Source organism: Pseudomonas sp. GW823-FHT02F05 (assembly GCF_058797315.1).
Window position 1 is genome coordinate 135,335 of the sequence record NZ_JBXAJM010000010.1, and the last position, 15,770, is coordinate 151,104.

Genomic DNA, 15,770 nt, shown 5'->3' on the forward strand with positions numbered 1-15,770 from the left:
GGGCAGGGCGGTGGGGAATTGTATGGACGTGCTCGGTTGAACGTTTCAGCTACGCGGCCCAGACAGCCGACGCCTGTCTACCTGACGCCCCTCAATCCAAATGTGGAAGCTGGCTTGCCTGCGAAGGCGGCCTGAGAGCCGACCATAATCTTGGATCAGACCGTGTACATATCCATTATTTAGGTCATGGCTGCTTATGGTTCCGCTTTTACAGCGGCTCACTTTTGAAAAGCGCAAAAGTAAGCAAAACGCTCTTGCCCCACCACTCGGCACCTCGCTTAGGCTCGGTGTGCCCTCACTCCGGCTTGAATCCGTGGGCCGCCGTCATGGGCCATCCTTGGCCCAGGACGGCTAACCCGGCGTCCTGCCGGGTTACCCACGAATTCAAGCCTGCGTTCGGCCAGCGTGGTTTAACGGGGCGCCTGAGATCAAGATCAAAAGCAGATCAAGAGCGGCTCGCTTCGCATCGTAGTTACCGGTGGCTGCGTAGATACCTATGCTGCGATGACGACGTTTCAGTCACTGCATCTATTACTGCACGACCGCTTTCGCAGGCAAGCCAGCTCCCACATTTGATCTTCGTTGCGTTGGGCATTGCGTTCGCTTAACTGTTCGGCATTGGAGCTGCCCACACATTTGGATGGCGGGGCATCGGTTAAACAGCCTTTATCTGTCAGGCCACCATAATGATCTTCGACACCAACTCCACCACCGTCTTGGCCTGCAGTTTCTTCATCAACCGCGCCCGGTGCACCTCAACGGTGCGGTGGGAGATCGCCAGGCGCAGGGCAATTTCTTTGGATTTGAACCCGTTGACGATGTGCATGGCGATTTCCCGCTCCCGGGGCGTGAGGTCGCCGGTGCCCTGGTGCATGCGGTCCAGGCGTTCGAAGTGCCAGATCATCAGCTTGAACGGGTCTTTGGGGGTGAGGGTGTAGCCGTGGGACTTGGCCCAGAACACTTCGCCATTGTGGTGCTGCATGAAGCGTTCATCGGAATAAAAGCCGTTGTCGCTGTCGAGCAGCCAATCATGGCTGCGCTTGCCGATGGCGTGGTAGTCGGCCTGGGACGGGTAGATCAGCAAGGTCAGCTGGTTGACCAGTGCGTCGCGCGTATAGCCGAACAGCTTCAGGAAAGCGTCGTTGCAGTCGAGAATCACGCGGTCGCTGGTGACGATCTGCGGGGCAGGGGACAGCTTGAACGCCAGGCGTTCGAGGTCGGGAAATTGCTGGGCTAGCGCGGTCATGGGGCATCCTGCCTCGTTGTTCAATGCCCTGGGGCGCTACTTACCCGTGTAAGTAGTTACACGAATTGGCGCACGATCAGGGGTGGGTCATTGTAAGTAAAGTCCGAATCAAGAACAGAAGAAATTGATTATGCCTGCTGATTGCGTCTCCATTGTTGCCGCTGGTCACTCCCGCTTTGGTCGCCTGGAAGGCACGACGCTGGAAGACCTGATCGTCCAGGTGACCCGCGAAGCCCTGAGCGACGCCGAGATTGACGCGTCGCAAATCGATGCGTTGTTCCTCGGCCATTTCAACTCGGGGCTGGTGCCCGACGGGTTTGCCGCCTCATTGCTATTGCAAGCCGACCCCGGGCTGCGCTTCAAACCGGCTACTCGCTGTGAAAACGCCTGTGCATCCGGCTCGGCGGCGATTCAGGCGGGGGTCAATGCGATCCTCTCCGGCAGCGCTGAGCTGGTGCTGGTGGTGGGCGCCGAGAAGATGACCCACACCAGCACTGCCGCGGTCACCCAAGCCTTGGCCGGGGCCGGCTACCAGAACGACCCGGCCGAAGCCGGCCTGAGTTTCCCCCAGTTGTTCGGCCGCGCCGCCCGCCAATACGCGGAGCGTTACCACTGCCCGCTGGGCTCGATGGCGGCCATCGCTACCAAAAACCACTCCAATGCCATGGCCAACCCGCTGGCGCAGATGCATCGGGAGATGAATTTCGAACACTGCAACAACGTGTCCCAAAGCAACCCGTTCGTGGCTGACTCCCTGCGCCTGACCGATTGCTCACTGATCAGCGATGGCGCAGCCGCGATCATCCTCGCCTCGCCCAAACGTGCGCGGGCGTTCCGTCGCGAGGTGCAAATCCGGGCGATGACCCAGGTCAACGACACCTTGCCCATCGCCCAGCGTGACATCCTCGCCTTTGAGGGCCCGCAACGCGCGATCCATGCAGCGCTGCGCGGGGCGAATGTGACCCTGGCTGACCTGAGCTTCGCCGAAGTGCACGACTGCTTCACCATTGCCGAGTTGCTGATCTATGAAGCCATGGGCCTGGCGCCCAAGGGCGAAGGCCATCGCGTGCTCGACAGCGGGGTGGTGCGCGCCGGCGGGCGCTTGCCGGTGAACCTTTCCGGCGGGCTCAAGGCCAAGGGGCACCCCGTCGGCGCCACGGGGGTGTCCATGCATGCCTTGGCGTTCCGGCAATTGACCGGCGAGCCGATTGGCCTGGCGGTGCCCAACCCGGAGTTCGGCCTGGTGTTCAACATGGGCGGCATGGCGGTGGCCAACTACGCCTCGGTCCTGCAGGCACGCCGGAGCTGAGTCATGAACATTGCCAACTGGCTGCACGACACCCAGCGTCGGGCCCCGCAACGCCCGGCATTGTTCGACGGCAGCGTGCAAGTGGCCGACTACGCCACCTTCGCCGCCCACGTGCGCCAACGCGCCGCGCACCTGGTGGAGCAGCATGGCCTGGTGCCGGGAGACGCGGTGGCGCTGCTGATGAAAAATAGCTGCGACTACCTGGAACTGCTCTACGCCATCTGGTGGATGGGCGGGGTGGCGGTGCCGATCAACGCCAAGCTGCACCCCAGCGAAGCGGCGTGGATTGCCGATAATGCCGAGGCGCGGTTGATCTTTACCGACGGCGGCCAGGTGTTTTCATCGCGGGATTTGCCCGCGCATTGCACGGAATTGGACGGCCACCCGCTGCCGCCCAGCCATGGTTGGCCCAGCCTGGAACAGCCGGTGCCCCGCCAGGATCACGACCTCGCCTGGCTGTTCTATACCTCTGGCACCACCGGGCGCTCCAAGGGCGTGATGCTGTCGCACGGCAACCTGATCGCCATGTCGCTGTGCTACGCCACGGATGTCGATCAAGTGAGCGCCGACGATGCGGCGCTGTATGCCGCGCCCATGTCCCACGGCGCCGGCCTGTACAACTTCATCCATGTGCGCTGCGGCGCCCGCCATGTGGTGCCGGCCTCCCATGGCTTCGATGCCGCCGAGCTGTTCGGGCTGGCCGAGCACATGGGCCAGGTGTCGCTGTTTGCTGCGCCGACCATGGTCAAGCGCATGGTCGAACAGGCCCGGCGCCAGGATTATCACGGCGCCGGCATCAAGACCATCGTCTACGGCGGCGGCCCCATGTACCTCGCCGACCTGCGCGAAGCAGTCGACACCTTCGGCCCGCGCCTGGTGCAGATCTACGGCCAGGGCGAGAGCCCGATGACCATCAGCGTCTTGCCCCGCGCCTTGATCGCCGAGCGCCAGCGCCCCGACTGGGCCACCCTGGCCGCCTCGGTGGGCCACGCGCAAGCCTGTGTCGAGATCCGCATTCTCGATGCCGAGCACCAGCCACTGCCCACCGGCGAGCGCGGTGAAATCGCGGTGCGTGGCGCCACGGTGATGCAGGGCTACTGGCGCAACCCGCAGGCCACGCGCCAGACGCTGGTGGACGGTTGGCTGCTGACCGGCGACATCGGCTACCTCGACCCGGCCGGCTACCTGACCCTGACGGATCGCTCCAAGGACGTGATCATCAGTGGCGGCAGCAACGTGTACCCCCGTGAAGTCGAGGAAGTGCTGGCCCAGCATCCCGAGGTGTTCGAAGTGTGCGTGGTGGGCGAGCCCGACGCGCAATGGGGTGAGTCGGTGGTGGCCTTCGTGGTGACCCGCAGCGGCCAGCCGCTGGACGAAGGCGAGCTGACGACGTGGTTCCTGGCGCGCATGGCCTCGTTCAAAAAGCCGAAAAAATATGTGTGGCGCAGCGATTTGCCGAAGAACAGCTACGGCAAGATTCTCAAGACCGACTTGCGGCATTGGCTGCAAACCGCGAGTATCGCCGCGCTTTAACATGGATCGATAATCAGACAAGGAGTCCCCACGATGGGCAATCCCGCACAAGACACCGTCCGCAAGCGCCGCCGTGCGTTTCTGGGCGCCACCTCCGGCCACTTGATCGAGTGGTACGACTACGGCGTCTATGGCTTTCTCGCGGTCTATATCGGCCAGGCGTTCTTCGTCTCCGATGACCCCACCACCAGCCTGTTGGCCAGCTTTGCTGCGTTTGCGCTGAGCTTTTTTATCCGCCCTTTGGGTGGGCTGTTCTTCGGCCCGCTGGCAGACAAGATCGGCCGGCGCAAAACCCTGATCATGGCGCTGGTGATGATGACCGGCTCCACGGTGATGCTGGGCCTGTTGCCGACCTACGCCAGCCTGGGCATCGCCGCACCGATCCTGTTGATCCTGGTGCGCTGCGTGCAGGGCTTCTCGGCGGGCGGCGAAATCGGTACCGTCACCAGCTTCATCTCTGAATACGCCGGCCCCGGTCGCCGTGGCTTTGCCACCTGTTGGCTGATGGTTACCGCCGTGCTCGGCCTGCTGCTCGGTGGCGCCGTGGCCAACGGCATGACTTGGGTGCTGGGCGCCGAGGTCATGCAGGAATGGGCCTGGCGCGTACCGTTCCTGATCGCCGCGCCCCTGGGCTTTATTTCCATGTACATCCGCCTCAAGCTCGAAGACAGCCCCGAGTTCCTCGCCCTGCAACGCGCCGGGCAAACTTCGCGGGCGCCGCTGCGTGAGGTCTGGCAGTGGAAGCGGGCGATTGCCCTGGTGTTCTTTATCATCACCTTGCACAGCTCGATCTTTTACCTGGTGCTGACCTTCGCCTCGACCTACATGGCCAAGATCCTCAAGTTCGACAGCGGCACCACCTTGCTCTATGTGTTCGTCGCCAGCTTCTCGGCGGCTTTCGTGATGCCGTTTGGCGGGGCCTTTACCGATAAATACGGGCGCAAGCCGTTCCTGATGGTGATCGGCACGCTGGCGACCCTGGCGATGTTCTGGCTGTTCAAATCCGCCCCGACCGCCACCCCGGCGACCTTCTTCGCGCCGTTGATGGCGGTGGCGATTCTGTTCGGGCTGTACGCGTCGTCAACCTATGCGTTGATGAGTGAGCTGTTGCCGACGCGGATTCGCTCCACTGGGATTGCCGTGGCGTATAACGTGCCCGTCGCGGTGTTTGGCGGCAGTGCGCCGTTGATTTCCACTTGGTTGATCAAGGTGACAGGCGACATTACTTCGCCGTGGTATTTCTATGTAGCGACCGGGGTGGTGTCGTTGGTAGCGCTGGTGCTGTTGCGCAAGGAGGACTTCGTGGTCGGTGCCACGCCTAGGGTGGCGTCTGCGAAAACGGCGCTGGCCTGACGCCGTGTTTGCATCTTGGTAATCAAACGGCAGGGTTGTGTTGGCAAACCTGCCGCAACAGGCTACCGGGTTGAATTGGCTGGCAACACGTGGGCCGCGGCCAGGGCAGGGTAGGAGTAATGTGGCCGGTAATCGACAAGTTCTTGAACCATCTCAGGCTCTTTCTGGGTGCCAATATTGAATCGCAGCAGCGTTCCTGATGTCTTTTCCACCGTATTAAGGTGGTTGTTCTTGGCAAAATCCAACTTCACTTTCGAGTCAGCGAGCAACTTTATGTCGCGTGGAGAAAGCGTGGGGTATTTCGCTTTGAATTCCCGATAGTACGTTTTGAACAGGCCCGTTGGGTCTTTGCCCAAAAAATAATCCATGTGCACAGGACCTGCGAATGACTTGGTGGGTATGTTGGTCAGGTTGGAGATTTCATCACCCAGCGAGTTCGGGCCGTTTGCGCCGGAATAGCAGACGCGAAGCACAATGTTTTTATATTTGCTGAAGTCAATTTTTTCCGCACGAAGTTTATTGACGATGTCTTGCGCCGAATAGAACTTGCCGTTTGCGCCTACGACTTTCGCGGGCTCTCCGGTGGCCGGTTCAGTCCCATGTCCGAATATATTGAGTCGTGGGGCGCCTTTGTAAATATCCTCGAAGGTTTGTATGTCGCCATCGATGGCCTTGAAACCCCTCCATGGACCGCCCAACCGAATCACTTCACGTAATGCTGACTCAGGCGAAGGCGCCGCCGGTAAATCACCTGCGCGTGTTTCCTGCGGTACCGTATGAATGGCCGCGACTCCAGTACGTGCGGAGGTTTGAGTGGGGTGTGCTCTTGCGAGGTGAAGCAATAACATCGCTATGTTGATGAATAAATCTGTTGCGGCTGCTTCTTTGTTTCCTTCCCTGCTCCCGGCAAGCGTCTTGATATCACTTATGATGCTGTCTGCCTGAAACGGCATACCGATTAAAAAGGCACTCTCTGGCATGAACAGAAATGCCGTATTGAGTAATAGGCCTGCCCCTTCTTTAATCCTTTCCCAGCGACTTTCCCCGTTGGATACGGCTTGGTGTTCGGCCAGCGATGTCAGCGCCCTTGAATTGGCTTCATATAAGTAGCTCATCAGTTGCCCGGTTTGCAGCTCGGACGACAGGTCGTGAGTCGCCAGTGTGGGCGGCGCAGGCGTGAACACGGGCGTATATGTCGGCATATGCGGTTCGCGAAAGCCATCGTGCCTGTAGACGGCGCGGGTTGTCTCATCAGGCAGCCAGGCAAGAATGTCTTTTTGTAGCTCCTTCTGTGTCTGGACAGACTCCATTAGCGCCTGGCGCGAAGGAAACTGCAGCAGGGGGGCGCTGGAATTCAACGGGCGATAAAGAATATGCGGGCCGACTGTGGTGTCTTTGGGTTCGATCAGGAACATGTTTTCGACCACATCGGGCACCGCGCCGGGCAGGCGCATGAGCGCCAACGGGCGCACGGTGATTTCGTTGCCATTGACAAACTTCTTCCCTGGCGTTGGATCCAGTATTGCCTGGAGGTAACGAAAACCCATGGCGTTATCGAAGCCAGCCTCGCCTTTGGCCGTCAGTGCCAGGGCCCTCATTTTCAGTTCAATCGGGACTTGCTCGGCGAACAGCGCTTGGCGCCTGGTTTTTTTTTCAGGATCGTCGAGCAGCTCGCGCCTGACTAATTCGGGGTAGTTCTTGCCGGCATCGATTTGCTGAATCAGCTTACCCAGTTCGCCCTCTTTTCCGAGCTTGGCTAGATGAATGCCCGTCGGTTTGTGACGCACCTCCACCCGACCTTTTGGTAATCCTGAAAGGTTGCGTACAAAGGTTTCGGTGAAGGGCAGGGTGGTGGTTTGGGTTGATCCGAATCCGCTGGCCGGGGCGCCATAGGGAGTGTGAAAGATGACTTCCAGATCCTTGATGTCATAGTGAAAGGGTGGAGGGTTGAGGGCTTTGATCTGTTCCTGGATATAAGTGCTAATGTCCGGAATATCACTGCCAAAGCTCTTGCCCTTGTGCCGGCGCTCGAAGCCCGCCATCTCCAGAAGCAGGTCATGGTAAATAAAGCGATTGGCATCGGAGGCGGTTTTCGACCATTCGGGACGCTTGAGCCCGGACTCTTGGGATGGTCGCGCCACGATCAGCGCGGGATCAGTGTCGGCGTTGGCGTCCCCGTTGTTAATCATGACGTTCGCTTGCAGGTAGAACGCATCAGCGTCGAAGGCTTTCAGGCTGGGCTTGTCGGTGCGGGTCGGTGGTTGCGCCGCGGGGTTTTGCTGTTCCCAGGCCTGCTGGGCACCATTCAGGGAAGCATAAGGGGTAACCTTTCCGCTGGGTTCGCACATCAGCACTGCGAGGGTGCGGTCCCCAGCCTTGCGTTCGATGAACAGGTTAGGGGTTTGAAAGTTCGGGCTGTCTGGGTTGGCCGGGTCAGTGCGGACCATGAAGTGAATGGTTGTCTTGGAGTTGTCTGTAGGGTTGAGGTGCCCGTGGGGAAACCTTGCTACCGTATCCAGTGTTTCGCGTTGTATGTCATTGAGACCTGGAGATTTTAAACTGGCCAGGCGCAGGTTGCTGTGCAACAGCTGGCCGAGCATTGACCGCCGGCTACCCGCGTAAATCGGGGTGACACTGAGCGCTGTGTCGGCACTCAGCCCAGGGGTCGGCTCATTGAACGGCGGCTCATTCCAATACGTGATCTTTGCCGCTCGAAGCGTTTCGTTCAGCTTATCGGGCAACTCGCTCATAGCCTTCTGTAGCGCTGACCTATCGATAGGAAGTGCAGTACCCGCAGGTTTGCCGGTACGGGCGAGCACGTCCTCGCGCGTATCGACGAATTTGCCAGCGCTGTCGAAAACCGGCGCGGCGCCTCCAGCGACATGGCTGATGATCATTTCCATCAGCGGTATTTCAATGTGCTCACCTGGATTGTCCGGATCGGGAACGGCGAACGCCAACTGCTCCACGTCGAGGTTCAATGACGCATCGATGGCGTCCTTGAGTAATCCCGATACGACCGATTGCAATCCGGGCTCTGCGTTAAACAGACGGTGGGCGATGTCGCTCACGGGGCTGGCGACGGGCGGCTTGGCGGTGGTTACCGGCGCAGGCGCTTGAACGACAGTAGGTGTTGGAGGGGGTTTGATGCCTGCAAGTGCTTGTAGGGTTGCCTGCTGCAGTTCGCGAATCCCACGCGAGGTGTCAGCAGAAGGGTTGTTTTTTTTCAAGGAGGGGAAGCCATCGCGGATGAGCCCTGCGACTTGTTCGAGCCACTTCTGCTCTGAGCCGGTTTCCCGAGTCACGCCGTAAAAGTCCAGCATCATAGAGAGATCCAGCGCTTGCTGGGTACGAACGGGCCCCTCGTAGACCGAGCCGCTTCTCCCGTATTTTCGGGCTGCGCTTGAAATGTCGGGTTCAAGGGCCGCCCATTGGGGGCAAGTCGACGTGCGCAAAACAATCGATTTACGGCTGCCGTCAGGGTTTCGTACGTAGCCTTCCAACTGGCCTGTCGGCAAGTGGATAAACAAGGATGAAACCTCGAGATTATGTTCTTTCGCAAACGCCAGGAAAGCGGGGCTGGAGAAGCATTTGCCGAACGCCTCGCGTGTGTGTGCGTAGGTAGAGTCGTCAGGCACATTCAGGAGGGGGAGAAAGGTTAGCGACTGATCATCGATGCGCCTTTGATATCCGATCCTCGTGAGGATTCTGGCACACTCCCGTGCCACTTCCCGATCAGCCGCCTCGACGCGTTCGGCGGGCGTCGGTGTGCGACTGGAGTCGGCAAGTGTGCCGCTGCGTTCAAAGGTGGCTTGGGTGATCGTCTCCTTCACGCTGCGTTGTGCTTGCCTGGCACGCAAGGTCTGTTGCGAGATGTCCAATGGCAGGGGGCCGTTGGGGATGACCAGAGAGGGGAATGTATCGGCTTGCTGGAGTGCCGCGATCACGGCCCGCGGATTGCGCGTGAGCTCGGTTCTAGCGATAGCGTAGAAGTCTCCGACCAGGTAACTGGGAGGCGTGTGTTCGCCGGTGTAGCGGAACCAGGTCGTCGACGGGGCGCCCAGCTCTCTGGCCGCTGCGGCGACGTCCGCCGATGCCTGTGACCAGCCAGGGGTGAACTCCGTGAAGCTGTTGGGGGAGCCATTGATCATGCACGTCATGGTTCCCTCTTGAGGGTTCCAGCTGAAATTGGACAGGTCGATGTGATGGGCTTTGGCAAAGGTTGCAAACGGCTCTGCCCTGAGCGCCTGGTTAAAACGTGCCCACGCTTGGCCGAAGCTGGAAAAAGGCGGAACCTGGGTGAGGGTCGGGGCGGTGAGTGACTGTCTGTTGGTTGTGAGCTCCTCAGCGACCTGGCCCATCAATGCCGCGCTGAGCTGCTGTGCCAGCTCGGCATCACTCTTTTCCACCAACGTGCTGACGTGTCCTTGAGTGAGCAGAAATTGAGGCGAACTTGGTGCGCGTCTTGAAACGGGCTCGGATCGACCAGGATTTTCCGGCTGCTGAGCGATGTCATACTTCAGCCTTTCATCCGGGTTGACCGGCCACGCAAAGGTGCCTGTTGGCGTTTGTTGCGAAGATGAGGGTGGAACATGGTTCGTGGCTGCCGGGATCGTCATGGAAGTCTCCGTCTATCGTTATGAAAAGCGCGCCTTCTGTGGCGAATTTTCGTGGCTTTTCTGTACGAAGGTGTTCCGTATCCACTTAATACGAAGGGTTACAGCCGCTGATGCGGGGAGCCGTCATGTGTCACAGTCCTTTGCCTGTTCGTTGTGACAGGTTGAAATACGCCGCCGTTTTCTCCCCGCCGCGTCCCTGAGCAGAGTGAGGTGCCTATGCAAGCAACCCGATTGACTCTCGTATGTCATGCCGTGACCCCCATGCAAAAGCAGGGGCGGTTTCCCGATGACGAGTCGTTACTGATGGATTGGCAGAATGCGCGGCTGTCACTGACGGATCGGTTCCGCAAAAGTGTGCGCCTGATATGCGGGCCCGAAGCGCGGACTCGCCAGACGGCAACGCTGTTCGGTGACCACGCCGTGGTTGAGCCCGCGTTACGCGATGGCGATTTTGGCCATTGGAAGGGGCAGGACACTGCCCAGCTTGATCGCGATGAATTGATGACTTGGCTCACCGACAGCGCCAGCGCCCCCCATGGCGGCGAGTCGGTGGACCACATTTGCGCGCGCGTGGGCGAATGGATGAGGTCACTGGAGTGCCAACCCGGCCATGTGGTGGCCGTTACACATCCCTTGGTCATCCGCGCTGCAATGCTGTACGTCATGCAATTTCCAGTATCGATGTTCTACCTGATCGATGTCGAACCGCTGTCGCGCACCGAGCTGCGTTTCAACGCGGTCTGGCGCCTGCGCCTGGAAACTCACGCCTGATGCGTTGATCATGGCAAAATCCACGCCCCGCACTGAGAGCAACCCATGAAACGCATCCTGATCATCGGCATTGGCGCCGGCAACCCCGACTACATCACGATGCAGGCCGTGAAGGCGCTGAACCGTACCGACGTGTTCTTCCTGATGGACAAGGGCCAGAGCAAGGACAAGCTGATCGACCTGCGCCGGGAAATCTGCGACACCTACATCACCGAGCCCGGCTACCGTTTTGTCGAGGCCGACTGCCCGGAGCGTGTGCGCGGTGAAATCGACTACACCACCGCTGTGCAGGACCTCAACCGCGATAAGCAGCAGACCTTCGAACGCATGATCAACGAAGAAATGGCTGACGGTGAGGTGGGGGCGTTCCTGGCCTGGGGCGACCCGGCGCTGTACGACAGCACCATCCGCATCTTGCAGGCGATTCTTTCCAGTGGTCGCTGTGTCTTCGAGTTTGAAGTGATCCCCGGCATCACCAGCGTGCAAGCCCTGGCGGCGCAGCACAAGGTGGCGCTCAACCGTATTGGCAAGTCCATCGAAATCACCACTGGGCGCCGGTTGGCGGCGGGGCAGGCGAGTGATGCCGATACCCTGGTGGTCATGCTCGACGCCGAAGATTCCTACCGCAGTGTGGCGGATCAGGACCTGGATATTTACTGGGGCGCCTACCTGGGCACCCCGGACGAGATCCTGATCAGCGGTAAAGTGGGGCATGTGGCAGAAGAGATCGAACGGGTACGCAAGGCGGCGCGCCTGGAAAACGGCTGGATCATGGACACCTATTTGTTGCGCAAACCCTGAGGTAAACCCGATGCTCAAACAACTTGCCCTCGCCTTGGCCCTGGTGGCCGGCGCCGCTCATGCCGACTCCGGCTTGCACACCGACTTGCCTTTGTCCTACCTGGAACAGACCCAGGGTGATGCGCGCAACCAGCCGCTGGTGATCTTCCTGCATGGGTTTGGCAGCAACGAGGAAGATCTGTTTGGTATCAAGGACGCGTTGCCGTCCACCTGGACCTACCTGTCGGTGCGCGCGCCGCTGCCGGTGGAGCCGCAAGGTTATCGTTGGTTCACCAAGACCGATGAGCCTGAGTACAACGGCGAGACTGATGAACTGTTCAGCAGCGCCCGGCTGATCAAGGACTTTGTGCTCAAGGCTACCGCCAAGTACCACACCCAAAGTGATCGGGTGTTCCTGGTGGGGTTCAGCCAGGGCGCAATCATGTCTTACGAGGTGGCCTTGCGTGAACCCGAGTTGGTACGCGGTATCGCTGCGCTCAGTGGCAGCGTGCTACCGGTGCTCAGGTCTGCGCTCAAACCTGATGCGTCCATGGGCAAGCTGGCGATCTTTATCGGCCATGGCACCTTGGACCAGGCGCTGCCCTTTAGCTCGGCCACGCAGGCGAACAAGGTGCTGACGGGGTTGGGGCTCAAGCCGGAGTTTCATGAGTACCCGGGAATGAATCACACCATCAGCGAAGCGGAAGTGCAGGACTTGAAAGCCTGGCTAGAGAAAAGCCTGAAGTGAAAATGCGGTTAAAAATGTGGGAGCTGGCTTGCCTGCGATAGCCATAGGTATCTACACAACTTCGGCACGACGCTAAATCTGTGGCGAGGGAGCTTGCTCCCGTGACGGCCTGGCAGCCGACACAGATATAACTGATGCCCCGCGATCCAATGTGGGAGCTGGCTTGCCTGCGAAGACGGCCTGGCAGTCAACACAGTTGGACCGTGTACATATCCATTCCTGCGGTAACGGCCACTTAGGGTTCCGCCCTTACGGCGGCTCACTTTGCAAAAGCGGCAAAGTAAGCAAAACGCTCTTGCCCCACCACTCGGCACCTCGCCTAGGCTCGGTGTGCCCGTAATCCGCCAGTGATTTGGGGGGCCGCCGCCACGCGCCATCCATGGCGCGGGGCGGCTAAACCGGCATCCCTGCCGGTTTACCCCCCAAATCCCTGTCGAATTCCGGCCAGCGTGGTTTAACGGGGCGCCTAAGATCAAAAGCAGATCAAGAGCGGCTCGCTTCGCATCGTGGTTACCGCTGAGCTTACAGAGTTATGTAGATACCTATGCTGCGATAGCGGTGGCTCAGTAAAAGATTCAGTGACTGACACACCGCCATCGTAGGCAAGCCCGCTCCCACATGGGTTTTGTGTTGGCTGGAAGAGGGGGCTACTTGCCGCCCGTAACCTGCTTCACCAACGCCGCATGCCCCTTCACATCATCAGCCCGGGAAATCGCCTGGATCACCAGCAAATGGTTGCCCGAACCACCCAGGAACGTGGAGTTCAAGGTCTTGCCTCCGCCTTGGGTAGCGCTGCTGTCCACCTGGCGCAGGCCCAGGCCCTTGTAGGTGAGTTTCTTCTCCCCCAGTTTCTTGAAGTCGGGCATGGCGGCGCTCTGGTCTTTGACGAAATCAGCCACGGCGCCGTCGAGGAACTTCGGGTCGTTATCCTGGATAGTTGCTCCATCGTTGCGCACGGTTTCGGCGACGATCACCACACTTTTCGTCGTTGAGTTAGCGTACAGGGTGCCTTGGGTGTCAGCGGTGCCGTCTTGCGCCGTGCCGGAGGGCAGGGTGTCGGCGCTGTAGGCTTTGGGCAGTTTGAAGGTGAACTTGCCACCCAAGGTGGAGATTGTCTGTGTGGCGGGCTTGGTGGCAGCGAACACGCTGCCGGCGGTAAGCGCTAGGGCGAGCAGCATTGCGGTTTTGGTGAACGTGGCCATGAAGCACTCCGGGGTTGAACGAAATTGCGGCGTATTCTGTCAGAAAATTCGCAATTTCGTTCATCCAGCCCATCACAGCTTGTCGGAGGATTCCTCGTCAAGCCTGTCCATTTCAAACAAGCGCGCCAGTTCCGCACGGGCTTCCTGGGCAGTTTGCATGACCTTGGCCGCGTCGTCGTATACCGCGTGTTGGGCGGCAAGTACCTGCTGGTCGTGGGTTTTGAAGCGGTTGATGCGCGCATCGGCCTGGGCCTGGCTCAAACCGAGGCCGACCAGGGTACGGCGGCTCATTTCCAGGCTGGAGTAGAAGGTTTCGCGCACCGGTGAAGCGTCCAGGTCCACCAGGCGGTGTACGTGCTGGCGGTTACGCGCACGGGCGATGATCTTCATGTGCGGGTAGAGGTTGCGCACCAGCTCGGCGGTCTTGATGTTGATCTCCGGGTCGTCCATGGCGATCACGAAGAACTCCGCTTGATCGACTTTGGCGGCGTGGAGGATTTCCGGGCGTTGGGGGTCGCCGTAGAACACCGGCATGCCGCCGAAACTGCGGGTCAGCTCGATGGTTTCCACCGAGGTGTCGAGGGCGATGAACGAGATGTTCTGCGCGCGCAGGATTCGCGCCACGATCTGGCCCATCCGGCCCATGCCGGCGATGACCACGCGAGGCGCATCGCTTTCGATGGCGCGGTATTCCTCGGGCACTTCCACCGGCTTGGCCTTGGGTTTGAACAGCTTCGGGCACACCAGCAACAGCAGCGGAGTCACGGCCATGGACAGGGTGATGGTGAGCACCAGCACGTCGTACAGCTGCGGTTCGAACAGGCCCTGGTCGCGACCGATCTTGAACACCACGAAGGCGAACTCACCCCCCGCCGCCAGCACCACGCCCAGGCGCAGGGCACTTTCGCGATTGAGGTCGCCCACCATCCGCCCGACGGCGTACAGCAGCGGCAGCTTCAAGCCGATCAGCAGCAGGGTCAGGCCGATCACCACCAGTGGCGTGCTGAGCAGCAAACTGAGGTTGGCGCCCATGCCCACGCTAATGAAAAACAGCCCCAGCAGCAGGCCCTTGAATGGCTCGATCTGGGATTCCAGTTCGTGGCGGTATTCCGAATCCGCCAGCAGCAGGCCGGCGAGGAAGGCCCCCAGGGCCATGGACACGCCCACCAACTCCATCAGCCAGGCGGTGCCGATCACCACCAGCAGCGCGGTGGCGGTGGACACTTCGCGCAGGCCGGTCTTGGCCACAATGCGAAACACCGGGCGCAACAGGTAGCGCCCGCCGATGATCACCACTGCGATGCTGCCGAGGATCTGCAACACATGTTGCAGGCCCTGGGCTTCGGTGGTCGGATGATCGCTGCCGGCCAGCAACGGCACCATGGCGATCAGCGGGATGGCGGCGATGTCCTGGAACAACAGGATGGCAAAGGCCAGACGCCCGTGGGGTTGGTTGAGCTCCTTGCGTTCGGCCAGGCTTTGCAGGCCAAACGCCGTAGACGACAGCGCCAGGCCCAGGCCCAGCACGATGGCGCTGTTCCACGACTGGCCAAACAGCCATAGCGCGACCGCGCCCATCACCACACCGGTGAGCAGGACCTGGGCCAGACCGACGCCGAACACCGCCTTGCGCATCACCCACAAGCGTTTGGGCGACAGCTCCAGGCCGATGATGAACAGTAACAGCACCACGCCCAGTTCAGAGAACTGCGCCACGCTTTGCGGGTTGCCGATCAGGCCGAGAACCGACGGGCCGATGATCACACCGGCAAACAGATAGCCCAGCACCGCGCCCAATTGCAGGCGCTTGGCCAGGGGCACGGCCAGCACGGCGGCGAACAGGAACACCACGGCTGCTTGTAACAGGTTGCCTTCATGGGGCATCACGAACTCCATCGTTTACGTAGATCAACTCGGGGGGCCATTGTGGCGAGGGAGCTTGCTCCCGCTGGGCTGCGAAGCGGCCCCAAAAAACTGCGGGCGCTGCGCACCCGAGCGGGAGCAATCTCTGGCCACAAAAATATTCCACAGCAGGGGAAATAGAGCGCTATTAGAGCGCTTTTTCACATTTTGAAACTTGTATTTTTGTCGCGACAGTCAATGGATGTTGGCTCTCATCCCATTCTTACGCCGATTTTACGAAAGTATTAATACCATTTAATTCAATGGCTTTCGCGCAGGTCTACTAACGTTTCGAAAAACTGGATCA

Annotated in this window: 10 protein-coding genes; 6 read left to right on the plus strand and 4 right to left on the minus strand. The window is 60.0% G+C overall.

The features are described from left to right. Positions 1-673 precede the first annotated feature (673 nt). Complete coding sequence (locus AC1RAC_RS14120; RefSeq protein ID WP_003190613.1) at positions 674-1,246, minus strand: LuxR C-terminal-related transcriptional regulator; 573 nt, start codon at positions 1,244-1,246, stop codon at positions 674-676. 130 nt (positions 1,247-1,376) lie between these two features. Here AC1RAC_RS14120 and AC1RAC_RS14125 point away from each other — a divergent pair, with 130 nt between their 5' ends. Genes AC1RAC_RS14125 through AC1RAC_RS14135 form a run of 3 tightly spaced genes read left to right on the plus strand, consistent with a single transcriptional unit; the run spans position 1,377 to position 5,441 of the window. Further along, positions 1,377-2,555, plus strand: a complete 1,179-nt coding sequence (locus tag AC1RAC_RS14125) for an acetyl-CoA acetyltransferase (RefSeq protein ID WP_054898545.1) — start codon at positions 1,377-1,379, stop codon at positions 2,553-2,555. A gap of 3 nt (positions 2,556-2,558) precedes the next feature. Continuing rightward, positions 2,559-4,088, plus strand: coding sequence for a class I adenylate-forming enzyme family protein (locus tag AC1RAC_RS14130; RefSeq protein ID WP_054898544.1), 1,530 nt, complete (start codon positions 2,559-2,561; stop codon positions 4,086-4,088). Positions 4,089-4,121: 33 nt separating this feature from the next. After that, complete coding sequence (locus AC1RAC_RS14135; RefSeq protein ID WP_034127304.1) at positions 4,122-5,441, plus strand: MFS transporter; 1,320 nt, start codon at positions 4,122-4,124, stop codon at positions 5,439-5,441. 62 nt (positions 5,442-5,503) lie between these two features. On the opposite strand, the gene AC1RAC_RS14140 is transcribed toward AC1RAC_RS14135, so the two are convergent. After that, complete coding sequence (locus AC1RAC_RS14140; RefSeq protein WP_492616668.1) at positions 5,504-10,060, minus strand: dermonecrotic toxin domain-containing protein; 4,557 nt, start codon at positions 10,058-10,060, stop codon at positions 5,504-5,506. 216 nt (positions 10,061-10,276) lie between these two features. On the opposite strand from AC1RAC_RS14140, the gene AC1RAC_RS14145 reads away from it, so the two are divergent. The 3 genes from AC1RAC_RS14145 to AC1RAC_RS14155 are packed head-to-tail and all read left to right on the plus strand — an operon-like array spanning position 10,277 to position 12,359. Then, positions 10,277-10,831, plus strand: a complete 555-nt coding sequence (locus AC1RAC_RS14145; protein ID WP_034127306.1) for a histidine phosphatase family protein — start codon at positions 10,277-10,279, stop codon at positions 10,829-10,831. A 45-nt stretch (positions 10,832-10,876) separates the two neighbouring features. Continuing rightward, the gene (gene cobF, locus AC1RAC_RS14150) at positions 10,877-11,632 is read left to right on the plus strand and encodes a precorrin-6A synthase (deacetylating) (protein WP_492616669.1); all 756 of its coding nucleotides are present in this window, start codon (positions 10,877-10,879) and stop codon (positions 11,630-11,632) included. Positions 11,633-11,642: 10 nt separating this feature from the next. Continuing rightward, a complete protein-coding gene (locus AC1RAC_RS14155; protein ID WP_186527266.1) occupies positions 11,643-12,359 on the plus strand; it encodes an alpha/beta hydrolase in 717 nt (238 codons plus the stop codon). A gap of 647 nt (positions 12,360-13,006) precedes the next feature. Here AC1RAC_RS14155 and AC1RAC_RS14160 read toward each other — a convergent pair. Together AC1RAC_RS14160 and AC1RAC_RS14165 are read right to left on the minus strand one after the other, a co-directional pair. Next, positions 13,007-13,561 (minus strand): DcrB/PsbP domain-containing protein, encoded by a 555-nt coding sequence (locus AC1RAC_RS14160; protein ID WP_259039129.1) that lies wholly within the window; start codon positions 13,559-13,561, stop codon positions 13,007-13,009. Positions 13,562-13,633: 72 nt separating this feature from the next. Then, complete coding sequence (locus AC1RAC_RS14165) at positions 13,634-15,445, minus strand: monovalent cation:proton antiporter-2 (CPA2) family protein (RefSeq protein ID WP_034127310.1); 1,812 nt, start codon at positions 15,443-15,445, stop codon at positions 13,634-13,636. Positions 15,446-15,770 lie beyond the last annotated feature (325 nt).